At 67.4% G+C, this 21,669-nt stretch carries 19 protein-coding genes and 1 tRNA gene; 10 read left to right on the forward strand and 10 right to left on the reverse strand.

From position 1 onward, the window contains the following. Nucleotides 1-136: 136 nt before the first annotated feature. From AC1DX2_RS06280 to AC1DX2_RS06300, 5 genes are all read right to left on the reverse strand, one after another. Complete coding sequence (locus AC1DX2_RS06280) at nt 137-2,686, reverse strand: glycoside hydrolase family 3 protein (RefSeq protein WP_477195428.1); 2,550 nt, start codon at nt 2,684-2,686, stop codon at nt 137-139. Nucleotides 2,687-2,993: 307 nt separating this feature from the next. Continuing rightward, nucleotides 2,994-3,070, reverse strand: a tRNA-Arg gene (locus AC1DX2_RS06285). Between the two features lie 27 nt (nt 3,071-3,097). Beyond that, nucleotides 3,098-3,985, reverse strand: a complete 888-nt coding sequence (locus AC1DX2_RS06290; protein WP_477195429.1) for a beta-keto acid cleavage family enzyme — start codon at nt 3,983-3,985, stop codon at nt 3,098-3,100. A 23-nt stretch (nt 3,986-4,008) separates the two neighbouring features. Further along, on the reverse strand, nt 4,009-5,949 hold the full coding sequence (locus AC1DX2_RS06295) for an acetyl/propionyl/methylcrotonyl-CoA carboxylase subunit alpha (RefSeq protein ID WP_477195430.1): 1,941 nt from the start codon (nt 5,947-5,949) through the stop codon (nt 4,009-4,011). 13 nt (nt 5,950-5,962) lie between these two features. Next, nucleotides 5,963-7,573: an acyl-CoA carboxylase subunit beta gene (locus AC1DX2_RS06300; protein WP_477195431.1), complete on the reverse strand. Its 1,611-nt coding sequence runs from the start codon at nt 7,571-7,573 to the stop codon at nt 5,963-5,965. A gap of 191 nt (nt 7,574-7,764) precedes the next feature. Between AC1DX2_RS06300 and AC1DX2_RS06305 the strand changes: the two genes are divergently transcribed. The 5 genes from AC1DX2_RS06305 (at nt 7,765) to AC1DX2_RS06325 (ending at nt 9,856) form a co-directional block, all read left to right on the forward strand. After that, the gene (locus AC1DX2_RS06305) at nt 7,765-8,061 is read left to right on the forward strand and encodes an SCP2 sterol-binding domain-containing protein (RefSeq protein WP_477195432.1); all 297 of its coding nucleotides are present in this window, start codon (nt 7,765-7,767) and stop codon (nt 8,059-8,061) included. A gap of 7 nt (nt 8,062-8,068) precedes the next feature. Beyond that, nucleotides 8,069-8,557, forward strand: coding sequence for a MerR family transcriptional regulator (locus tag AC1DX2_RS06310; RefSeq protein WP_477195433.1), 489 nt, complete (start codon nt 8,069-8,071; stop codon nt 8,555-8,557). Between the two features lie 182 nt (nt 8,558-8,739). Next, nucleotides 8,740-8,937 (forward strand): hypothetical protein, encoded by a 198-nt coding sequence (locus AC1DX2_RS06315; protein WP_477195434.1) that lies wholly within the window; start codon nt 8,740-8,742, stop codon nt 8,935-8,937. Nucleotides 8,938-9,273: 336 nt separating this feature from the next. After that, nucleotides 9,274-9,468 carry a YgaP family membrane protein gene (locus AC1DX2_RS06320; RefSeq protein WP_477195435.1) on the forward strand — a complete coding sequence of 65 codons (195 nt, stop codon included), beginning with the start codon at nt 9,274-9,276 and terminating at the stop codon, nt 9,466-9,468. A gap of 25 nt (nt 9,469-9,493) precedes the next feature. Further along, a complete protein-coding gene (locus tag AC1DX2_RS06325; RefSeq protein ID WP_477195768.1) occupies nt 9,494-9,856 on the forward strand; it encodes a carboxymuconolactone decarboxylase family protein in 363 nt (120 codons plus the stop codon). A gap of 101 nt (nt 9,857-9,957) precedes the next feature. Here the strand turns inward: AC1DX2_RS06325 and AC1DX2_RS06330 are convergent, their stop codons facing one another. From AC1DX2_RS06330 to AC1DX2_RS06345, 4 genes are all read right to left on the reverse strand, one after another. Beyond that, complete coding sequence (locus tag AC1DX2_RS06330) at nt 9,958-10,797, reverse strand: universal stress protein (protein ID WP_477195436.1); 840 nt, start codon at nt 10,795-10,797, stop codon at nt 9,958-9,960. A 150-nt stretch (nt 10,798-10,947) separates the two neighbouring features. Further along, a complete protein-coding gene (locus AC1DX2_RS06335) occupies nt 10,948-14,463 on the reverse strand; it encodes a response regulator (protein WP_477195437.1) in 3,516 nt (1,171 codons plus the stop codon). A gap of 284 nt (nt 14,464-14,747) precedes the next feature. Further along, complete coding sequence (locus AC1DX2_RS06340; protein WP_477195438.1) at nt 14,748-15,155, reverse strand: SRPBCC family protein; 408 nt, start codon at nt 15,153-15,155, stop codon at nt 14,748-14,750. A 2-nt stretch (nt 15,156-15,157) separates the two neighbouring features. Continuing rightward, nucleotides 15,158-15,538 carry a VOC family protein gene (locus AC1DX2_RS06345; RefSeq protein WP_477195439.1) on the reverse strand — a complete coding sequence of 127 codons (381 nt, stop codon included), beginning with the start codon at nt 15,536-15,538 and terminating at the stop codon, nt 15,158-15,160. Nucleotides 15,539-15,670: 132 nt separating this feature from the next. Here AC1DX2_RS06345 and AC1DX2_RS06350 point away from each other — a divergent pair, with 132 nt between their 5' ends. From AC1DX2_RS06350 to AC1DX2_RS06370, 5 genes are all read left to right on the forward strand, one after another. After that, complete coding sequence (locus AC1DX2_RS06350) at nt 15,671-16,540, forward strand: helix-turn-helix transcriptional regulator (RefSeq protein ID WP_477195440.1); 870 nt, start codon at nt 15,671-15,673, stop codon at nt 16,538-16,540. Nucleotides 16,541-16,670: 130 nt separating this feature from the next. Continuing rightward, nucleotides 16,671-17,420, forward strand: a complete 750-nt coding sequence (locus tag AC1DX2_RS06355; RefSeq protein WP_477195441.1) for a lysostaphin resistance A-like protein — start codon at nt 16,671-16,673, stop codon at nt 17,418-17,420. 57 nt (nt 17,421-17,477) lie between these two features. Further along, nucleotides 17,478-17,867: a BlaI/MecI/CopY family transcriptional regulator gene (locus AC1DX2_RS06360; protein ID WP_477195442.1), complete on the forward strand. Its 390-nt coding sequence runs from the start codon at nt 17,478-17,480 to the stop codon at nt 17,865-17,867. A 2-nt stretch (nt 17,868-17,869) separates the two neighbouring features. After that, nucleotides 17,870-18,973, forward strand: coding sequence for a M56 family metallopeptidase (locus AC1DX2_RS06365; RefSeq protein ID WP_477195443.1), 1,104 nt, complete (start codon nt 17,870-17,872; stop codon nt 18,971-18,973). A gap of 12 nt (nt 18,974-18,985) precedes the next feature. Continuing rightward, entirely contained in the window at nt 18,986-20,602 is a 1,617-nt protein-coding gene (locus AC1DX2_RS06370) for a M56 family metallopeptidase (RefSeq protein ID WP_477195444.1), read from the forward strand. Nucleotides 20,603-20,616: 14 nt separating this feature from the next. Here AC1DX2_RS06370 and AC1DX2_RS06375 read toward each other — a convergent pair whose 3' ends face one another. Continuing rightward, a complete protein-coding gene (locus AC1DX2_RS06375; protein ID WP_477195445.1) occupies nt 20,617-21,519 on the reverse strand; it encodes an alpha/beta hydrolase in 903 nt (300 codons plus the stop codon). Between the last annotated feature and the right edge of the window lie 150 nt (nt 21,520-21,669).

Genomic DNA, 21,669 nt, shown 5'->3' on the forward strand with positions numbered 1-21,669 from the left:
GCGACTATCCAGCCCACAGCCAAGGCACTGGCCCAGCACGGGCAACGCCAGTTGGCAGGTTTTGGGGGACCAGATTCAGTGTGAATCTGTTGTTTGTCGCCGGCTCATCCCCGGCGACTTTTTTCTTCCGGGCTCGTCAATTCAACGCCGCACACGCCAGCGCATCGGCGTTTTTGGCCGCTCCTGCGACGATGCGGATGTTGGCAAAGGCGGCAACCAATGGTTTGTCCGCCGACACGCTGAACGGGGTGGCGATGGCATCCAGCTTCACGCCCTTGTCCGTGAAACACTTCAGCGCAATGGTGAGGGTTTGCTTGGCCTTGCCTGCCAGCGCCTGGAAAGTGGCCTGCAGATTGACACTGGCGTGGCAGCCCGGGCCGCAATCCATGGCCACCAGCACGGGCGTCTGTGGCGCGGTTTTGACCGCGACGTCAAATTGCAGTGCCCCTTCGTCCGTCGCGTAGGCCGGCAAGGCAACCGGCTTGTCGGCACGCGCTTCCAGGCGCGCCGGGCCTGACCAGAACACCAGCTTGGCGTCCTGCTGGGTGTTCAACTGCGCAATCTCCACCCGGATGTTCGGCAATTCGACCGCGTTGTTCAGGTCCACCCCCAGCGCAAGCCTCTGGGTGGCGTTCGAGATGAACAGGGGAAAGGTCGCGCGGTCGGAGCTGTCAAACACCGGCAGCAGATTCGATTTGCCACAACCACCCAGCGGGGCGCTGACATCCAGGTTGGGCAGCTTGGCGGCACGGGCATAGCGCAAACCATAACCCAGCCCAAACAGCGGCGGATGGCTCGCCGCGTCACGCCCACCCACCGCTGCGCAGGCTGATCCGGGCCAGGCAAATGACAGCGTGCCCTTGAAGTCGTGCGCCACCCTGCCCTTGTCATTGCGGAACAAGACATCGGTGACGCCTTTTCCCTCGGTGCCTGGCAGCCAGGCGGCCACAAAGCCGTCAGACAGGTTGAGCAGGTCGTTGACATACAGGGGCCGTCCGGAGAGCAGGATGGTGATCACCGGCTTGCCCTGGCCAGCCACGGCGCGCAGCACGGCGAGGTCTTCCGGGTATCGGCTGGACAGCCGCAGCGTACCGGACGGAATGATGTCGCCGTCGCCTTCGGCGTAGGGCGTTTCACCAATGACGGCGATGACGGCGTCAAACGGCGACACATCGATCGCGTCCACGGAAGCGCGGTAGGTCACGTTGGCGTCGCCATTGGCCGCGCCGTTGGCCGCACGTATGGCCGCCAGCAGCGTGTCCCCATTGGGGAAGTCGGCATTGGTGTTGTCCGTGCCCTGCCAAGTCAGCGACCAGCCGCCGGTCTGGTTGGACATGCTGTCGGCGCTCTTGCCCACCACCAGGAGCTTTTTGCCTGCGGCCAGCGGCAACACGCCGCCATTGTTCTTCAGCAAGACCAGCGACTCGCGGACCGCCTGGCGTGCCAGGTCGCGCGCCAACAGCGCCTGCGCCTTGCCGGCATAGGCATTGGCCGACGGCGGCTTGCCGAACATGCCAGCGCGCAGTTTCACGCGCAGGATGCGGCTCACGGCATCGTCGATGCGGGCCATGGGAATCTGGCCACCTTGCACCTGCGCGATGGTGTTGGCAATGAAGGCCTTCCAGTCGTTGGGCACCATGGCCATGTCGATGCCGGCATTGATGGCCTGCGGACAGCTGGCGGTGGTGCAGCCAGGCACCTCGCCAATGGCGTCCCAGTCGGAGACCACAAAACCATCAAACCCCAACTTGCCCTTGAGCACGTCCGTCAGCAAGTAACGGCTGCCGTGCACCTTGCCATGGTCAACGCCCGCAGCCACGTCGTTCCAGCTGTGGAAGGAAGCCATCACCGTTTGCGCACCCGCCGCCAGCGCGGGGTAGTAGCCGGCGCCATGGATGTTGATCATCTGCTGCAGGCTGGAGAGGTTGACGCCCCGGTCCTTCCCCTGGTCGGTACCACCGTCGCCGATGTAGTGCTTGGCGGTGGCGATCACATTGCCATCGTCCTTGAAGCTGCCCTGCAAGCCGCTGACATACGCACCGGCATACTGGCGCACCAGGGCCGGGTCTTGTGAAAAGCTCTCGTAAGTGCGGCCCCAGCGCACGTCTTGCACCACGGCCAGCGTGGGGGCGAACACCCAGTTGATGCCGGTGGCCCGCACGGCCTTGCCGACCGCTACCGCCATGCGGCGCACCAGCGCCGGGTTGTGCGCGGCGCCCAGGCCGATGTTGTGCGGAAACAGCGTGGCGCCGTAGACGTTGCTGTTGCCATGCATAGCGTCTATGCCCCAGATCACCGGCACCTTGACCGCCATGTCGGTGGCCATGGATGCCTGGTAGAACGCATCGGCCAAGGCGACCCAGCCGGCGGCGCTGGTGTGCTTGTCATTGCCGGGCCAGCTGCCGCCGCCGTTGAGCACCGAGCCCAGGTAGTACTGCGACACATCGGCCGGTGTGACGGACTTGAGTTCGGCCTGCGTCATCTGACCGACTTTTTGCGCCAGCGTCATTCCCGCCACGATGCTGGCCACCTGCTTTTCGATGTCAGCATCCCGGGCGATGGCAGAGGCCACGCGGGGCCAGCCGCCCTGCTGTGCAGGTGGCGCGGCGGCGGCAGCGCCCTGCAGATTTCCCCCAACCAGCGCAACCAAAGCGGCCGCGCGCAGCAGCCAATACTTGATAGCCATGTTGTTCCCTATAGCGTGCTCAAGGTCTGCGAACTCGGACAAGAGTGCGCGGCAGTCGAGGTGAAGGTGTGGAGCGCTTGGGCGGAATTGAGCGTGCTCAACGCCACCGAGCCGTCATTGCAGCTTTGGAACGCCACAACCTCCCCTCGATGTTGGGGTGCTGGCATTGTATGCAGGGTGGGCGGCAGGGGATCAAGGGTTTTACCTCGGGCCCAAAGCTGACACGCAGCCCCCGCGAAAGCCTCGCAGCAAAGAAAAACAGCTTAGGGGCTTGCGCCTCTAAGCTGTTGTTCTAGAACGTAAATTCTGGTGCGGCTGGCAGGAATTGAACCCACGACCCCTTGGTTCGTAGCCAAGTACTCTATCCAACTGAGCTACAGCCGCGAAGCCACAGATTGTAGCACAGGTTTTTCAGGCGGCCACCGGCTGGTCTTTCAGCCCCAGCCAGGCGCGCGCCTCCTGCGGGCTGGCAATGGCGCGGCCGGCGTTCTGGGCGCACCGGGCCAACGCGGTGATCAGCTCGCCATTGCCCTTGGCACGCTCGCCGCCGGGCAGGTAGAAGGTGTCTTCCAGGCCGGTGCGCAGCATGCCGCCCAGGTCGGCGGTTTTCTGGTGCACGGGCCAGATCTCGGCGCGGCCTATCAGCGTGGTCTGCCACACGCTGCTCGGGGCCATCCATTTGGGGCACAAAGCCAGCAGGTCGGCGTCGCACGGCATGCCGGAGGCCACGCCCATCACCAGGTTGTATTCGGGCCGGCCCATGTGGGGCTTGAGCATGCCGCCCTTCAGGTACATACCCACGCTGCGGATGATGCCCACATCAAAGCACTCGAACTCGGGATGCGTGCCGCACGCGTCCATCACGTCCAGGAACTGCTGCACCTTGGCCACCGGGTTGTCGAACACCATGGGCGGCCAGGCCCATTGGCCGTCGTCCTTGATCTTCAAATAGTTCAGGCTGCCGGCGTTGCAGGCCGCAATCTCGGGCCGCACGCGGCGTATGCAGGCCACCGGACCATCGATGTCCTTGCCCACCACCCCGGTGGTCAGGTTGATGATGACGCCGGGGCAGGCGGCGCGAATCGCCTCGGTGATGGTCCAGGCCACCTCCGGGTCCCACGACGGCAGGTGGCCCATGCCGGGCTCCTGGCGGCGCAGGTGCACGTGCATGATGCTGGCACCGGCGTTGAAGGCGTCGCGCGCCTCGGCGGCCATCTGCGCCGGCGTGACGGGCACCGGGTGCTGCTGCGGGTTGGTCAGCACGCCGGTCAGCGCACAGGTGAGGATGGCTTTGTCCATGGTCTTTTCTCCTTGTGTCGGGGTCAGCCCTTGGCGGCCGGCGCGTCCAGTTCCAGCTCCACCAGCACGGCGCCGGCATCCACCTGCTCGCCCACGCGGGTGTGCAGGGCCACCACGCGGCCCGCCGCCTGGGCACTGAGCCACATCTCCATTTTCATTGCTTCCACGCACAGCAGCGGCTGGTCGGGTTGCACCGTGTCGCCCACCGACACCGCCAGCTGCGTGACGCGACCGGCCACGTTGGCGCGCACCTCGCGCGCATCGCCGACAGCACCGGCATCGGGCCAGGCACTGCGCTCGGTGAATGTGAAGCCGTGGCCTTGCAGCGCCAGGTGCAGCGCGCCGTCATGGCCGAAGCAGGCGATGGCCTGGCGCTGCACACCACCCCACTCGTAGCGCAGCAGGCCTTCGGTGAAGGACAGCACGCGCACGGCGGCGCCGGGCACGCGCTGCACGCGCAGCGCGTCATCGCACACCAGGGTGACGTCATACGCCGCCACGCTGTTGGCACGCAGTGGCGCCGCACCGCCCTGCCCCTGCAGCGCGAACACCGCGGCGGCCAACGCCCAGGCCGCGTCGTCGGGCTGCGGGCGCTGCATCAAGGGTTCGGTGCCCGCCTGCTGCCACTCGTCCAGCAGTGACGTGGTCATCTGCGCGGCGCGAAAGCGCGGGTGGTCCAGCAGGTCGGCCAGAAAGCGGCCGTTGTTGCGCAGGCCGAGCAGCGGCGCGTCCTGCAAGGCGGCGCGCAGACGGCGTATGGCGTCTTCACGGTCGCGGCCGTGCGCCATCACCTTCGCCACCATGGCGTCGTAGTGTGGCGTGACGCTGCCGCCTTCCACGATGCCGTGGTCCACGCGCACGCCCGCATGCAGCGCGCGCCCGGGCCGCCACCAGGCAATGCGGCCGGTCTGTGGGGCAAAGCCGGCGTAAGGGTCTTCGGTGTACAGCCGCACCTCGATCGCGTGGCCCTGGAACTGAATGTCTTCCTGCTTCAGCGGCAGCGGTTCACCGGCGGCCACGCGCAACTGCCAGGCCACCAGGTCCAGCCCGGTGATGAGTTCCGTCACCGGATGCTCCACCTGCAGGCGCGTGTTCATCTCCAGAAAGTAGTGCTTCAGGTCTGCATCAACGATGAACTCCACCGTGCCCGCGCCCCGGTAGCCCACCGCCAGCGCGGCGGCCACGGCGTCGCGCCCCATGGCGTCGCGCATGACAGGGCTGACCACGGGGGAGGGCGCTTCTTCAACCACCTTTTGTCGCCGGCGCTGCGCAGTGCAGTCGCGCTCACCCAGGTGCACGGCGTTGCCGTGGGCATCGGCAAACACCTGGATCTCGATGTGCCGGCCATCGGTGATCAGCCGCTCCAGCATCACGGCGCCGTCGCCAAAGGCGCTCTGCGCCTCGCGCCGCGCCTCGGCGATGGCCTGCGCCAGGTCGCTGGGCTGGTGCACCAGCCGCATGCCGCGGCCGCCACCGCCGGCCTTGGCCTTGACCAGCAGCGGGAAGCCCAGCTTCTGCCCTTCGGCCACCAGCAGCGCATCGTCCTGCGCATCACCCAGGTAGCCGGGCGCGCAAGGCACTCCGGCCGCCAGCATGCGCTGTTTGGCCAGCGCCTTGTCGCCCATGGCGGTGATGGCGGCGGCCGGCGGGCCGATGAAGACCAGCCCCGCTTCCACGCAGGCCTGGGCGAAGGCGGCGTTTTCGCTCAGGAAACCGTAGCCGGGATGCACCGCATCGGCACTGGTGACGCGGGCTGCAACCAGCAGCGCGGGCACGTTCAGGTAAGAGTCGGCCGGTGCCGGGCCGCCCAGGCGCACCGCCTCGTCGGCCTGCTGCACATGGAAGGCCTGTGCGTCGGCATCGCTGTACACGGCCACGGTTCGGTAGCCCAGGTCGCGCGCGGTGCGGATCACGCGGCAGGCGATTTCACCCCGATTAGCGATCAGTATTTTTGAGAAGCTCATGGTCGGGCGCCCCTCACATCCGCGCCACGCCAAAGGCGTTGGGCCGCAGCACACGTTTCTCGGCCTGCGCGGCCAGCATCAGACACAGCCCCAGCACGCGGCGCGTGTCCTGCGGCGCGATGATGCCGTCGTCCCACAGCCGCGCAGTGCCAAACAGCGCGGCGGATTCCTTGTCCAGCCGCAGCCGCAGGCCATCGGACATGGCTTGCAGCGCCTCATCATTGATGGGCTGACCGGCACGCTCCAGCTTGGCGCGGTTGACGATGTCCATCACCTTGGCGGCCTGCGCGCCGCCCATCACTGCGGTGCGCGCACTGGGCCAGGCAAAGATGAAATGCGGGTCGAACCCGCGCCCGCACATGCCGTAGTTGCCCGCGCCATACGACCCACCCAGCACAATGGTGAACTTGGGCACCCGCGCATTGGCCACCGCCTGGATCATCTTGGAACCGTGCTTGATGGCCCCTGCCCGCTCGGCCACCGCGCCCACCATGTAGCCGGTGGTGTTCTGCAGGAAGACCAGTGGCGTGCCACTCTGGTCGCACAGCTGGATGAACTGCGCCGCCTTCACCGAGCCGTCCGGCTGTATCGGACCGTTGTTGCCCAGGATGCCCACCAGCTGGCCGTGGATGCGGGCGTGGCCGCACAGCGTCTCGGCGCCAAAGAGCTGCTTGAACTCCAGAAAGTCGGAGCCGTCCACCAGCCGGGCAATGACTTCGCGGGCGTCATACGGCTCGCGCTCGTCCGCCGGCACCACGCCCAGCAACTCTTCAGCAGGAAACAAGGGCTCGGAGAATTCACCCGGGGCCGGCACGCTGTCCCACTGCAGCTTGTCCACCAGCTCGCGTGCCAGCGCGATGGCATGGGCATCGTCCTCGCTCAAATACTCGCCCAAGCCGGTGACGCGGGCGTGTGTCTCGGCACCGCCCAGCTCTTCCTCGGTGCAGTCTTCCCCGATGGCGGCCTTCACTAGTGGCGGGCCGGCCAGGAAGATGTTGGAGCGGCCGCGCACCAGGATCACGTAGTCCGACAGGCCCGGCAGGTAGGCCCCGCCGGCCGTGGAGGACCCGTGCACGATGGCAATCTGCGGCAGCCCCATGGCCGACATGCGGGCCTGGTTGGCAAAGCTGCGCCCGCCATCAACAAAGATTTCGGCCTGGTACATCAGGTTGGCGCCGCCGCTTTCCACCAGGTGCAGCATGGGCAGCTTGCAGCGCTGCGCGATCTCCTGCGCGCGCAGCGCCTTGCGCAGGCCCATGGGCGCCACCGTGCCGCCCTTGACCGCGCTGTCGCTGGCCGACACCACGCACATCTTGCCGGCCACCTTGCCGATGCCGACGATGGAGCCGCCCCCCTGCACCGACTTCTTGCCGTCGTCGTCGTGCATGTTCAGGCCGGCCAGGCGGCTCAACTCCAGGAAGGGCGAGTCGCGGTCCAGCAGCCGGGCCACGCGCTCGCGCGGCAGCAGCTGGCCGCGCTGCTCGAATTTGGCGCGCTTGGATTCGGACTCGGCGATCACCAGGCCTTCGAGGCGGCGCACCTCATCCAGCAGGCCCTGCATGCGCTGGGTGTTGGCGGCGAATGCGGCGGATTTGGCGGTGATGCGGGAACGCAGAACGGGCATGGCGGGGGTGAAGGGGTTGGAGGGCTGGGGCGTGACGATTGACGCATTAGAAGCCAGGGTGACGTTAACGTCAACCAACTGCCGTATTGGGATTTATACTGATCCATCGGGCAGGCCACTGGCACTAGGATGGCGGCGTATTGCATTGGCCTGCTTTTTTTTCATCCACACACCACCTCCGGGAGCCCTCCATGGACCTGCAAACCTGCACCGAGACCATACGCAACAAGGTCGGCGCCGACAGCGGCCTGAACGCCACGCTGAAGTTCGACTGCGGCGCCGAAGGCGCCATCTACGTCGACGGCCAGTCCACCCCCAACAGCGTGAGCAACGACAACAAGGACGCCGACTGCACCATCGGCATCTCGCTGGCCAACCTGGGCGCCATGATCCGCGGCGAACTGGCCCCCACCACCGGCTTCATGACCGGCAAACTGAAGGTGGAAGGCGACATGGGCGTGGCCATGCGCCTGCAGCGGGTGCTTTGAGCGTGTAATGACTTTGGCCAAGGGCAAACCCGCCGCCGAAACCACCCTGGGTGACGCGCCCGGGGCCCAGGCTTTCGTCGACCTGCACCGTGAGGCTCCGGGCAGCACCGAACTCTTTGGCATCAACGCGTTGTGCCAGCAGTTCGGCATCACGCTGCGGGCGCTGCGCTTTTACGAGGACAAGGGGTTGATCACCCCGCAGCGCGTCAACGGTGCGCGCGTCTACACCCGGCGCGACCGCGCGCGCCTCGCCTTGATCCTGCGCGGCAAGGCTTTCGGCATGCCGCTGGCCGAGATCAAGCGCCTGCTGGACATGTATGGCGACCATGGCGAAGGCCATGCAAAGCAGCTGGGTTACGTGGTCAAGCGGCTGGATGATGCGATTGCCGATTTGGAGGCCAAGCGCGCGCAGATCGACACCACGCTGGCGGAGCTGAAGGTGATCAACGCCAACTGCAAGAAGCAGCTGGCGGCGCGCAAGCGATCCGGGGGCTGACACCCCATCAGCGCCCTCTTTTTGAGGGGCTTGCCATGAATACTGTTTTTATGTACAGTATTCACATGGACACCTCACTGAAACACGAATTCCGCCAACTCTACAAGCCCGCCACGCTGCGCATGCCCCAATGGCTGCGTCGGGTGTGGCTGTGGATGTGAGCCCGGCCGGGAAACCCCACCATGAGCGCCCCCCTGCCCCTGCAAGCCTTCCGCCGCGAAGCGGAAGACGTCATCCGCACGGCCGCAGCGCCCGATGTGCAGCGCTGGGAATGGCGCCACCAGTTCGGCACCATGGTCATTGAGGTGCGGGGCGACGAGGTGTTTGTGGACCAGGTGAAGGTGCAGCGCCTGGGGGCTTTCAGCGCGCCCGGGGGTTAGCCGTCACGTCGCGCGCGCGGCCATGGCGGGTTCGCCGTGGCTTGAGGGGTGTGCCGCCGGGTGGTGGTCCACCAGGCGGTCGGTGACGCCGGCGCCCAGCCACATGCACAGCAAGGTCAGCCACGCGTCAGCACCGGGCCGCTGCCCCAGCGCTCCAGCACGCCCACCATGTCCATGTGACTGCCTTATTTCATTAATTGCGCATATATTACTTTGAAGGCATAAAAAGAGCGAGCAAGCACGCGCTTCATTGACCCGCATCAACCTCACTGCGGCGCGCGGCTGGCAGTATTCGGACCAGCAACTGAGATCTTCAATAACCTAGGAGCTGACACCATGCAAGCCAATGTAGGAACCATGGACCGCGCCCTGCGCGTCGTGCTGGGCGTAGCACTCATCATCGCCACCCTCACCGGCCTGATCGGCCCCTGGGGCTGGCTGGGTCTGGTGCCGCTGGCCACCGGCCTGGTGCGCTTCTGCCCCATCTACCTGCCGTTGGGCCTGAGCACCTGCAAAAAGTCAGGCAACTGAGCCCCAAGGAAGCGCCGCCATGGCCATGCATATCCCCGACCATTTTTCTACCCTGACGCACGACGTCACCATGAACCTGCGCGCCTTGCGCGCCGACACGCCCGAGCTGATGAAGGGCTTTGGCGACCTGGCCCGCGCCGCCACCCAGGAAGGCCTGCTGAGCAGCAAGACCAAGGAGCTGATCGCGCTGGCCCTGGGCGTGGCCGGCCACTGCGATGCGTGCATCGGCTTTCACACCCAGATGCTGGTGCGCCTGGGCGCCAGCCGCCAGGAGGTGGAGGAAGCACTGGGCGTGGCTGTGTACATGGGGGGCGGCCCGTCATTGATGTACTCGGCCAATGCGCTGGCGGCGTTTGCCGAGTTCAGCGCCGAGGCGAACAAGGGCTGATTCAGCCGCGCACGAGGTACGAAATCGGCAATGGCCAGGTAGCGCCCGGGCTGGGCAGCAACAACCCGCCAGCGCCAGACTTGGCCTGGCTCCGCTGGACTTCAATGCGCCATCAGCACCGGCAGTGTCATGGTGGCCAACAAGGTGCGCGAGGCGCCGCCCAGCAGCCATTCGCGGGTGCGGCTGTGGCTGTAGCATCCCATCACCAGCAGGTCGGCCTGCATGTCATAGCAGCGTGACAGCAGCATGTCCCCCACGCCGCCACGCTCCGGTCCCTGCCACTGCCACTGGGCCTGCACGCCGTGGCTGCGCAGGTAACCCGCCAAGTCCAGCCCAGGCGCCTGGGCCGGGGCGTCGGACTGTGGCGCCCAGGTCAGCACATGCACTTCCCTGGCCTGCTTGAGCAGCGGCAAGCTGGCCGCCACGGCGCGGGCGGCCTCGCGCGAGGCCTTCCAGGCGATCACCACCTTGCTGCCGATGCGCTCCACGTTGCCGGCATAGGGCAGCACCAACGCGGGCTTGCCGCTGGCCACCACCACGGCCTCCACGAAGTCCGGCGGCACCTGGGCCATCTGCGAGCGGTTGCCGTCATGCTGGCCCAGCACCATCAGGTCGGCGAACCAGGCCTGCCGCACGAAGGCATCTACCACCTGCGACGGCTCCAACTCGTCCCAACTGGCGTCGGCACCCAACGCCTCGCAGCTCTGGTCGTAGGCCCGCCGGGCTTGCCGGCGGCGGTTGTCGTCGATCTGATGGATACGGACTGACAGGTCCATGGACAGGCCGTCGGCCGGCACCGACACCTCGGCCGGCGTCACCGCATACAGGGCCCGCACCTTGGCACCATGCGCCTGCGCGAGGCGAAATGCCGCTTCGAGCCGCATGCCGCAACGGTCTGAGCCGTCCGCATGCACCAGTATTTGCTTCAGCGCTGAATCCATGGCTGCCTTCCGGGTTGGGTGAATGGGTGCCATTGCCCACCGTGTTGCACGGTCTTGGGTGATGGCTGGACCAGTCTAGCCAGCCATCTCCAGAAACCCCTTGACTCAGGTCAAGCCACCATCAAGCGGGCCATGGCAGCGCCGCACGCGTTACTGGTCAGACAACTCGCGCTGCAGCCCCTGGACAAAGTCCAGCATGCCCTGGTGAAGCTGTTGTGCTGCATCGGTCAGCCCCGCGCGCGTGCTGGCCACTTTCACCGCCTGCTCAAGTTCGCCCGCCTGCCGTTCCAGCGCCACCGCGCCTATGGTGGCCAGCGCCCCGCGCACCGAGTGGCAGCAGGCGCGCCACTTCTGCGCGCCTTCAGTCTCGTCGCCGGAGCTGTCCAGCAGCACCGGCAGGCCATCGCGGTAGGTGTCCACGAAGCGCTGCAGGATGCGCACCAGCACCGGCAGTTGCCCACCCAGGTTGGCCAGCGCGTTCGTGGCGTCAAAACCGGGTATGGCGGCCAGCCGCTGCTCCAGCGGCGCCCGGGGGGAATGCGCGGGTTGTTGGGGCTGGGCTGGCGGGCTGGCGCCGCCCTCCAGCGCGCCAAAACCCGAGGTCGGGTCACGCGCGGCCTGCTGCTGCGGCAGCGGCAGCCAGCGCAACAGGGTGGCGTACATCTGCGGCGGGTTCACCGGTTTGGCGATGTGGTCGTTCATGCCGGCGTCCAGGCAGGCCTGGCGGTCCTCGGCAAAGGCATTGGCCGTCATGGCCAGTATCGGCGTGGCACGACCCAGCTTGTGGCGCAGCACGGCAGTGGCCTCCAGGCCGTCCATCACCGGCATCTGCACGTCCATCAGGATCAGGTCGTAGTTGCGCGTCAGCGCCAGTTCCACCGCGCGGGCGCCGTCCGGGGCGGTTTCCACCAGCAGCCCGGACGAGCGCAGAAGGGCCTCGGCCACCTCGCGGTTCACCGGGTTGTCCTCGGCCAGCAGAATACGCTGGCCGGCATGGCGACTCTTGAGCAACTGCTCATGCCCGCCGACGTCGTTCTCGCGGCCGGGTGCGGGCGGCGGCGCTTTGACCACCAGCACCGAGGCCAGCGTGTCTTGCAGCGTGGAGGTGGTGAAGGGCTTGACCATCACCGCCTCGAAACCGTCGCCGCGCGCGCGCTGCACCACGCCGGCTTCGTCGTAGGCGGTCACCATGATGCACGGCGGCAGGCCCTCACCCAGCAGCGCGCTCAAGCGCGCGCGCGTCTCGAAGCCGTCCAGCGGTTCCATGCGCCAGTCGATCAGCATCACGTCATACGGCCGATTGGCCGCCATGCGCGACTGCACCGTGTCCAGTGCCTGCTGGGCCGATGCGGCCTCGTCCACCGTCAGGCCCAGCATGCGCAGCCGCTCGCCGATCACCAGCAGCGACTCCGGCAGATCGTCCACCACCAGCGCGCGCATGCCGGCCACGGCGGGCGCCGGCCGCAGCTCACGTGCCTCCTCGGCGCGCTGCAGATCGACGCTGAACCAGAACGTGCTGCCCAAGCCCGGCGCGCTGCGCATGCCGGCGTCGCCGCCCATGGCGATGGCCAGCTGGCGCGACAGCGCCAGCCCGAGGCCAGTGCCGCCGAACTGCCGGCTGATGGAGCTATCCCCCTGCTCGAAGGTGCTGAACAGCCGCGCCTGATGGTCTGGCGCAATGCCCGGGCCGGTGTCCTGCACCTCAAAGCGCACGTGCAGCTGGCGGCCCTGCTGGCGCACGATATCGGCCTTCAGCCGCACCCAGCCGTGCGCGGTGAACTTGACGGCGTTGGACAGCAGGTTCAGCAGCACCTGCGACAACCGCGTGGCGTCGCCCACCAGCCGCTCGGGCAGGTGGTCGGGGTCCACCACCAACTCCAGCCCCTTGTCCTTGGCCTTGGCTTGCACCATGTCCACCACGCCGCCCAGCAGCGCCTCGACCGAGAACTCGGCCTGCTCCAGCGTCAGCTTGCCGGCCTCCACCTTGGACAGGTCCAGGATGTCGTTGATCACCTGCAGCAGGTGTTGGGCCGCGTCGCCCACCTTGTGCAGGCGCTCGCGTTGCACGGCGTCCTGGGTGTCGCGGGTGATCAGGTGCGTCAGGCCGATGATGGCGTTCATCGGCGTGCGTATCTCGTGGCTCATGTTGGCCAGGAAGGCGCTCTTGGCGCGCGTGGCGGACTCTGCCTCATCCTTGGCACGCACCAGTTCGTCATTGGCCCGCTTCAGTTGCGCCTCATAGGTCTTCAGCGCGCTGACGTCAAAGCCCATCACGTAGATGCCCAGCACTTCGCCGTTCGCCCCCCGGTGCGGGATGTAGTGCACCAGGAACACGATCGGCTGCCCGTCGCTGCCGGTCCTGCCGGGCATGGTCATCTCGAACGACTGGGCCTGGCCCATGCGTGCCGCGTCCAGCCTCGGTGTCAGTTGCGCCATGGCCTCGGCGCTGAGCACCTCGGCCACCGGTTTGCCCAGGATCTGCTCAGGCCTCTTCCCAAACCAGGCGGCGTAGGCCAGGTTGGCGTACTGGATGCGCAGGTCTTTGTCCCAGTAGGCGACACGCCCGGGTATGGCGTCGCTGATGGCGCGGTTGAAGCGCAGCGCCTCCTGCAGTTCGCTGGTGCGCTGCGCCACTTCGCGCTGCAACGCCTCGCGGTGGCGGGCCACGTCGCGTATCGCGCGGCGCTGGCGCATCACCCGGCTGGCCACGCCAATGCTCAGCGCCAGGATGGCGGCCACCGCCACAATGTAGATGGCCGTGCGCCGCGCTGGCGCGTCCACGTCGGCCAGGTCCATCTTGGTGACCAGCCACATGTCGGTGCCTCGCACTGGGGTCACCAGGCCCAGGACCTGTTCGCCCCGGTAGTCCACCGCCCGTACCACGCGGTCTTGCGGCAGGTCACCGCGCAATACGCGTGCCACCAGCAACGGGGACTCGGCCAGCGACACGGATACCGTGCCCAGGCCCGGGCTGTGTTGCAGGCCACTGATGGATTCCACGTGGTTGCCGGCCTTGCGCCACAAAATGGACTCCGCCTCGCGCAACGTGGCGCCCGGGCCTATTGCGGCCTGCATCATGGCCTCGGCATCCATGCGCAGCACCACCGCGCCATGCGGCTTCGGCCCGGTCTTGAGCAATGGAATGACAATGTCCACCCGCCGCGGTATCGGCTGGCCTTTGCGCTCGTAAATGCCGGTGTTGACGGATTCGCCGCGCGCCACCGCATTGCGCATGGCCTGCACCAGAGCCGGCTCCACGGCGGGCTGTGCATCGGCCTCCACCAGCAGCGGCTGGCCGTCGGCATCCAGTATCAGCGCCTGATCACCCTCGGTGGCCTTGCGCAGCTTGACCAGGCGCTCCAGCAGTTCGGGCAGCGCGGTGCTGTCGTGGCCGTGGTGCCAGCGCTCGAAGATGTCGGCATACACGGTGCTGTCGTCCAGCAGGTAGGCAAAGCGCATCTGCCGGTCCATCCAACCGCTCAGGCGCTCGGCGCGCAAGCCCGACAGCGCACCCAGCCGTGCCATGGCCTGGTTGCGCTGGCCCTCGTATTCGCGGTGGATGGCCCAGGCGGCCAGCAGTGCGATCAAGGCCGCCGCCAGCAGGGGCATGCCCCAGCTGGCCAGGCCCCGGCCACGCCCGTTGGTGGAACCTTCCGCTTGCTGCATCAGCTTGCCCTCCCCTGACGCCTCATATTACCCGGTATGGCACGAAGTCGGCCGGGACAAAAGAAAACCGGCCCGGCGATTTAAACGCGCGGGCCGGGTAAAAGCTCATCGGGGATTCAGAAGTCAACCATGAAGGACACCTGGAACACCAGACGCCAACATGGCCATTTCAGTATGCACACGCGCCGGCGCGCTTTCTGTAGGCCATCGCGCTGTTGTGCTGTCAGACAGGGCCTGTAGAGGCCATCACCCGAGTCCAAGTGGGTTTCGGCCCTGGCACAGCATCAGGGCGCCAGCGTGTCCATCTGCCGCTTCATCGCGGCCATGCCGGCATCGATCATGCCGGCGACGGCATCTTTCAGCCCATGCGGCAACAGGTCGGCAATCCACACCACGCGGCTGCCACCGCCATCGTGCGCAAACACCTGCAGCGAGGCGTTGTGGTGGCTCATGCGGCCCCCCACCACGCTCCAGGCCACGCGGCGCGCGGCGGCGTCCACGTCCACGATCAACTCACGCGCCTGCATGCCGTTGGCAAAATGCACCAGGCGCTCGCTGCCATCGGCCGACAACTGCGTGTCGGTCAAGAAGCCGGGCGCCAGCCGAGTGTGGATGTTGCCGATGTCGGCCAGCGCGTCCCACACCTGCGCAGGCGTGGCGGTGGTGGCGATTTCCCGGTGAATGGACGCCATGCTCAGGCCGCCTTGCTGCAATAGGCTTCCATCCGGTAGCCGTCGGGGTCGATGATGAAGGCGGCGTAGTAGTTGCTGCCGTAATCGGCACGCACACCCGGCGCGCCGTTGTCCTTGCCGCCCTGGGCCAACGCGGCTTTGTGGAAGGCATCCACGCTGGCGCGGGTGGGTGCCTGGAAGCAAAAATGCAGGCCCGAGTTCGGGTCAGGCGTCACCGGGCTGCTGGCAGCGAGCAGCCACAGTTGGGTGCCCTCAGGGGTGCCGTAGCCCAGGTAGCTGTCGCCGCTGCTCTGGCAGCTGTAGCCCAGCGGGGCAAACACGGCGTCGTAAAAGGCCTTGGCGGCGGCGATGCTGCGCACGCCTATGGATGCATGGTCGATCATGGTCTGAACTCCTTCAACAAGTGACACGATGGATGGCGAAACACAATGTCTGCACATGGGGCCATGATGCCAAGCTGGCACCGGCGCGGCTTGGGGAAAATTGCTAACATGGCCGCCAGCATTGACGTTCCCATGAGCCGCCCTGCCCGCATTCCGCCCGAGTTGCCAGCCTCAGCGCCCATCCCCCGCGTGGTGGCCGAAGGGGCGGACTGGCAGTTCACCGAATTCGTCTGCACCAGCGGCCCGCAAGACCGGCCGTTTGAGGAGCGGCACCAGTGGTTTTCCATCGGCGCGGTGATGCAGGGCCAGTTCAGCTACCACACCGACAACGGCCGCGCGCTGCTGCAGCCCGGCGCCTGGCTGCTGGGCAACGACGGGCGCTGCTACCAGTGCGGGCACGACCACGGCACCGGTGACCGCTGCCTGGGCCTGCGCGTGGCGCCAGCGCTGTTTGACGAGATTGCCACCCACAGCACCGGACTGAGCGGCTACCGCTTCAAGCTGGCCGCGTTGCCGCCGCTGCCCCGGCTGCTGCCGCTGATGGCGCAGATGCAGGCCTGGGCACTGGCCGGCGACACCCGGCCGCTGGAAGAAGCCGTGCCCCTGCTGGTGGCCGAGCTGCTGCACGCCGCCGAAGGCCACACCAGCGCCGCCGCGCCACGCCGGCCCAGCGCGCGCGACGAGCAGCGCGTCAGCCGCGCGCTCGACCATATCGCCGCCAACGCCAATGACGACGCCCTGGGCCTGGACACGCTGGCCGGCGTGGCGGCGATGAGCAAGTACCACTTCCTGCGCACCTTTCAACAGACCGTGGGCGTGACGCCGCACCAGTACCTGCTGAACCGGCGGCTGCAGCAGGCCGCGCTGGGCCTGGCAACCACCCGGCAGGCGGTGCAGCAGGTGGCGCTGGACGCGGGGTTTGGCGACCTATCGACCTTCAACGCCCGCTTTCGCCAGGTGTTTGGCGCTGCGCCGCTGGCCTACCGGCAGCGCATGGCGTGAAGTTCTGGCCGGCCAAAAAGCCCTCCTTTCCGTGAAATCCGTCACATGCCGCTGCGCCCGCTGGTGCTAGCGTGAGCGGCGGCGCACGACCCCACCATAAAAAGGGCGGCGCGATTTCAGGGAGAGGCAATTGAACAACGAGAACAAGCCACAGCTTGCCGGCAAGCTGTCTGTACGCGATCTATTGGAACGGTTGACCTTCAGGGAAACCCTGCTGGTTGTCGCCCTGGTGGAGGCCATCTGCTGGTGGGTCACGCGCATCACGCTGCAGCACTTCAGCTGGGACACGTTTCAGGCCGAGTCCATGCGCACCGTGTTTCGCTGCGTGACGGCGCTGGTCTTCTGGCTGCTGATGCATGACGTCATCACCGCCCGCAAGCCTGACTTTTCGGTCTTTCGCGGTGCCGCCTTCCGCAGCGCCGTGGTGCTCTTCCTGCTCGTGCCACTGGTGCTGCAGCATTACACGATGCAGCCGGCCTTCGCCTGGTTCTTCGGCATCGCGGCCCTGCCGGTGGGCATCAAGGAAGAGTTGCTGTTCCGCGGCCTGCTGCAGAACTTGTTGAACCGGCGCATGGGCCAGGCCATGGCTGCGGTGCTGGCCGCCGCCCTGGCCACCTTGTGGCACGTGGGCGTGGTGGAACACGCGCTGTGGTCCTACGGACTGATCTTCCTGGCCAACGTTTTCATCGGGCTGGTGTACGCGCGCACCGGCAGCCTGCTGCTGGCCATCGGCGTGCACACGGCGTATGACGTGTTGTTTGCCCTGCCGTCGCTGAACTGGTTCAGGTCTCCCGTGCCTATCGCGGTGTGCATGTTGTCCTATGCCATCGGCATGACGTGTTTTGGTTGGTTGGCCGCCGGCCAGCGCAAACCCACTTGACAACTCAATTTACGCGTGTAATCATTATTTCAATTACACGCGTAAACACTATTTGACATGTCTGACACCCACGACGACATTGCCGCCATCAGCGAAGCCGAATCCGTGGTGATGGAGGTGCTGTGGCGCCACCCGCAGCCGCTGGCCGCCGACGACATCATCGCCGCGCTGGCGCAGGCGCAGGACTGGCAGGAGGCCACGGTGAAGACGCTCGTGAACCGCTTGCTGAAAAAAGGCGCCATCAGCGCCACGGCGCAGGGCCGGCGCTACCTGTACAGCCCGGTGCTGCGGCGCGACGACTGGCTGCACCGCCAGAGCGCTGGCCTGCTGGACCGGTTGTTTGACGGCCAGGTGGCGCCGCTGGTGGCGCACTTTGGCCGCCACCGCAAGCTGAGCAAGAAAGACCTGGCCGAACTCAAGCGCCTGATCGCGCAGATGGAGCAATGAGCATGCTGCCCTCGATCCCCTCCGACTTCGCCCCACTGGCGCACGCGCTGCTGCAATGGTTGCTGGCGCTCACAGCCGTCAGCAGCGCGGTGATGCTGTTCGTGCTTGCGCTGCGCCCCCTGTTGCGCCGCCTGGGCGGCGCGGTGCTGGCCTACCGCGCCTGGGCGCTGCTGCCGCTGGCGCTGTTGGCCACCGCGCTGCCGCACCCGCCACTGGCACAGATGCCCTTTGCCGAGTTATCCCTGTTCAGCCTGCGCAGCGCGCAAATGAGCAGCGCCGCACCGCTGCTGGGCGACGCCGCCTGGCTGGCGCTGTGGTTCCTGGGCGGCGCGCTGCTGCTGACGGCCATGGTCTGGCAGCAGCGGCGCTTCCAGCGCGGCCTGGGCGCGCTGTGGCCCACCGAAGCCCAGCGCGTGCTGCGTGCCACGCATGCCGATGCCGGCCCCTTGGTGCTGGGCCTGCTGCGCCCGCGCATCGTGCTGCCGGCCGATTTCCACCAACGCTACAGCGCTGCCGAGCAAACCCTGATCATGGCGCACGAGGTGGCCCACCTGCGCCATGGCGACCTGGCCGTCAACGCACTGGCTTGCGCGCTGCGGGTGCTGTTCTGGTTCAACCCGCTGGTGCACCTGGCTTGCGCGCGCCTGCGGTTCGATCAGGAGCTGGCCTGCGACAGCGCCGTGCTGCGCCGCCACCCGCAGCAGCGCCACACCTATGCCAACGCGATCTTGAAAGCCCAACTGGCCGCCGGCCAGGCCAGCCGCAGCCACCCCATGGGCGCCGTGCTGGCACCCATGGCCTGCCACTGGCAACCCCACCACCCTTTGAAGGAGCGCATCATGCAACTCGCCCGTCCCGCCCCGCGCCGTGCCCAACGCCGCGCCATGCACACCCTGCTGCTGGGCGCCGCCCTGCTCACCGGCTACGGCGCCTGGGCCGCCGTGGCCGATCTGGACGCCGTGCCGATGCTGCGCGGCAAGGTGCAGCATACGCAAGCGATGCCAGCGCCCCAGCCGGCGGCAGCGGCCATGCGCACCAACGCAGTGGGCAAAGACTGCCGCCTGCAAAAGGCATTGGACGCAGAGCCCATGCTCATCATCGCCTGAGCCTGCCGGCGCATGGTGACGGCAACCCCTACCGGCGTGGATGCCGCCACCGCCCACGCGCTGCTGCAGTGGCTGCTGGCGCTCACCGCCATCAGCAGCGCCGCGTTGTTGCTGATCCTGCCACTGCGCCCGCTGCTGCGCCGCCTGGGTGGGCCCGCGCTGGCCTATGCAGCTTGGGCACTGCTGCCGCTGACGCTGATGGCCACCGCGTTGCCGCACCCGACGGCGCTGACGGCCACTGTGGCTGCGTTCACCACGACCACCTCAAGCTCGCTGGACCCCAGTTCCGTCACCATGCCCATGGCGGCTTCGGAGCCGTTCCTCAGCGACAGCGCCTGGCTGGGCCTGTGGCTCGGCGGCGCCGCGCTGCTGCTGGCTGCCATGGCCTGGCAGCAGTGGCGGTTCCAGCGTGCGCTGGGCGTGCTGCAACCCACCGGCCGGCGCTGTGTGCTGCACAGCCGCCGCGCGGACACCGGCCCGTTGGTGCTGGGCCTGCTACACCCTCGCATCGTGCTGCCAGCGGACTTCCGCCAGCGCTACAACAGCACCGAGCAGGCGCTGGTGCTGGCGCATGAGGCAGCCCACCTGCGTCATGGCGACCTGGCCATCAACGCGCTGGCAGCCGCGCTGCAGGTGCTGTTCTGGTTCAACCCGCTGGTGCACCTGGCCAGCGCGCGCCTGCGCTTTGACCAGGAGCTGGCTTGCGACCACGCAGTGCTGCGCCGCCACCCGCGCCGCCGCCAGGCCTATGCCAACGCCATTCTGAAAACCCAGCTCGCCGCCAGCGGCGCGCCCAGCCTGCCGCTGGCCTGCCATTGGCAGCCCCGTCATCCCTTGAAGGAACGCATCATGCAACTCACCCGCTCCACCCCAGGCCACACACAGCGCCGCGCCATGCAAACCCTGTTGCTGGGCGTCACGCTGCTTGCGGGCTACGGCGCCTGGGCCACGGTGGCAGAGCTGGACACCACGCTGGTCACGGCCACCGCTGCCGTGGCGCCGGTGGCCGCAGTCGCGCCGGTGGAAGCCGCAGCGCCAGCCAAACCGGTGGCACCGCTGGCAGCACGTGCAGCAGTGGCCGCCACGGCGGCTACGCCAGCAACGCCAGCCGCGCCGGTGACAGAACGGGTGGCCTTGGCGCAGCCTGAGGCTGCTGCTGCGGTGGCGCCGGCCGTCGAAGCGGCCCCACTGTCAGCGGGCAACAGCTTCCAGTTCAGCACCGACGGTGCCGTGATGAGCACGGGGCGACAACATGCCAGCGCCGCAGATGCCGCGCAATCGCTGAATGTTGCACCCGCACCCGGCGGCGCGGCGCGCTACAAAGTGGCGGTGGACCACACCGCCACCACGGCGGGCAAGGCCCATACCGACAACTTCGTACTGCTGCTCACTGCCGATCAAGACGCTGCCTTCACCGTGAACCAGGGCGAGCGTTCATGCCGGTTTACGCTGAAGCTGCAGCCGCGTGCCGACGGCTTGGTGGGCCTGGATATGCCCATCCAGTGCAGCGATGGCGAACGCCATCCGCGCGTCATTACCCGGCTGGGCGAAGCGGCCACGGTGGAGTTCGACAGCAAGGGCGGCACCGTGCACAGGCTGAAATTGCTGGTGGTGGCGCCCAGCGCCTGAACGCATATCGGCCATCAGGGCCTGGCCTGCAGGTAGCCGGCCAGGAACGGCAGCACTGCGGTCTCATAAGCCCGCACATTGAACGTGTGCAGATCCACATGACCGGCGCCCGGCACGCCCCACAACGTCTTGGGTTGGCGCGCGGCCGCAAACAAGTGCTGCGTTTCAGCCCAGGGGGTGTGCGCATCCTCGGTACCGGCGGCCAGCAACAACGGCGTGTTCAGCGTGGCCATGTGGTCCAGTGGCCGCAACTGGTCCGCATGCATGCCCAAGCGCAGCGGCAGTTGCCACAGCAGCAGCGGCGCCGTCAGACGAGCCAGCGGCCGGCCCAGGCGCGCGGCAATGCGGTCGGTCACGGCATCCTCCAGGGTGGGAAACATGGACTCCAGCACCAGCGCGTCCGGTGCCGGCCGGGGCTGCGCCAACACGGTGGCCACCGCGCCCAGCGACACCGCCACCACGCCCAGTTTTTCACCAATTGCCCGCCCGCGCAGCCAAGCCAGCGCCGCGCGCACGCCATCGGCCTCATGCAGGCCGAAGCTGATGCGCTCGCCGCTGCTCTCGCCGTGGGCGGGCAGATCCACCAACAGCACGGCATGGCCGGCACGCTGCAGCGCCAAGGCACGCGGCAGCATCGCCGTGCGGTCGCCGCGTATGCCGTGCAGCAGCAGCACGGCGCCGCCACCCGGCCGGCCGGGCGCGAACCATCCCCGCACCGATTGACCTGGCGTGCTGGCCATGGTCACGGCTTCGGCGCCGACCAGCGCAGCGGGCGGTGGGCCAACCGGATGGCGGGCTGAGCGGCTGAACCATTCGCCGGCAATCAACAGCACCAGCACGCCCAGCACGGCGGCCAGCGCCAGGGCCATGCCCACGCGCAGCAGCCTCGCAGACAGCCATCGTTGGCTTGCTCTCATCGGAAACCTCCCAGAAAATTTGTGGAAGGCCATTGTGTTCAACGACTGAAGCACCGTGCGCGCAGCAGGCCGCCTCCGCACTGGAGTTGCACACGCAGCTTGCACAAGCGCCACACCCTCTGCACAGCAACAGGCTGCGCGGTGGCGCGG

Source organism: Hylemonella sp. P2_B10 (assembly GCF_056404875.1).

Excerpts from the sequence above, each read along its gene's own strand:
- AC1DX2_RS06280 (WP_477195428.1), bottom strand. The coding sequence starts at position 2,686 with ATGGCTATCAAGTATTGGCTGCTGCGCGCGGCCGCTTTGGTTGCGCTG.
- AC1DX2_RS06290 (WP_477195429.1), bottom strand. The coding sequence starts at position 3,985 with ATGGACAAAGCCATCCTCACCTGTGCGCTGACCGGCGTGCTGACCAAC.
- AC1DX2_RS06295 (WP_477195430.1), bottom strand. The coding sequence starts at position 5,949 with ATGAGCTTCTCAAAAATACTGATCGCTAATCGGGGTGAAATCGCCTGC.
- AC1DX2_RS06300 (WP_477195431.1), bottom strand. The coding sequence starts at position 7,573 with ATGCCCGTTCTGCGTTCCCGCATCACCGCCAAATCCGCCGCATTCGCC.
- AC1DX2_RS06305 (WP_477195432.1), top strand. The coding sequence starts at position 7,765 with ATGGACCTGCAAACCTGCACCGAGACCATACGCAACAAGGTCGGCGCC.
- AC1DX2_RS06310 (WP_477195433.1), top strand. The coding sequence starts at position 8,069 with ATGACTTTGGCCAAGGGCAAACCCGCCGCCGAAACCACCCTGGGTGAC.
- AC1DX2_RS06315 (WP_477195434.1), top strand. The coding sequence starts at position 8,740 with ATGAGCGCCCCCCTGCCCCTGCAAGCCTTCCGCCGCGAAGCGGAAGAC.
- AC1DX2_RS06320 (WP_477195435.1), top strand. The coding sequence starts at position 9,274 with ATGCAAGCCAATGTAGGAACCATGGACCGCGCCCTGCGCGTCGTGCTG.
- AC1DX2_RS06325 (WP_477195768.1), top strand. The coding sequence starts at position 9,494 with ATGCATATCCCCGACCATTTTTCTACCCTGACGCACGACGTCACCATG.
- AC1DX2_RS06330 (WP_477195436.1), bottom strand. The coding sequence starts at position 10,797 with ATGGATTCAGCGCTGAAGCAAATACTGGTGCATGCGGACGGCTCAGAC.
- AC1DX2_RS06335 (WP_477195437.1), bottom strand. The coding sequence starts at position 14,463 with ATGCAGCAAGCGGAAGGTTCCACCAACGGGCGTGGCCGGGGCCTGGCC.
- AC1DX2_RS06340 (WP_477195438.1), bottom strand. The coding sequence starts at position 15,155 with ATGGCGTCCATTCACCGGGAAATCGCCACCACCGCCACGCCTGCGCAG.
- AC1DX2_RS06345 (WP_477195439.1), bottom strand. The coding sequence starts at position 15,538 with ATGATCGACCATGCATCCATAGGCGTGCGCAGCATCGCCGCCGCCAAG.
- AC1DX2_RS06350 (WP_477195440.1), top strand. The coding sequence starts at position 15,671 with ATGAGCCGCCCTGCCCGCATTCCGCCCGAGTTGCCAGCCTCAGCGCCC.
- AC1DX2_RS06360 (WP_477195442.1), top strand. The coding sequence starts at position 17,478 with ATGTCTGACACCCACGACGACATTGCCGCCATCAGCGAAGCCGAATCC.
- AC1DX2_RS06365 (WP_477195443.1), top strand. The coding sequence starts at position 17,870 with ATGCTGCCCTCGATCCCCTCCGACTTCGCCCCACTGGCGCACGCGCTG.
- AC1DX2_RS06370 (WP_477195444.1), top strand. The coding sequence starts at position 18,986 with ATGGTGACGGCAACCCCTACCGGCGTGGATGCCGCCACCGCCCACGCG.
- AC1DX2_RS06375 (WP_477195445.1), bottom strand. The coding sequence starts at position 21,519 with ATGAGAGCAAGCCAACGATGGCTGTCTGCGAGGCTGCTGCGCGTGGGC.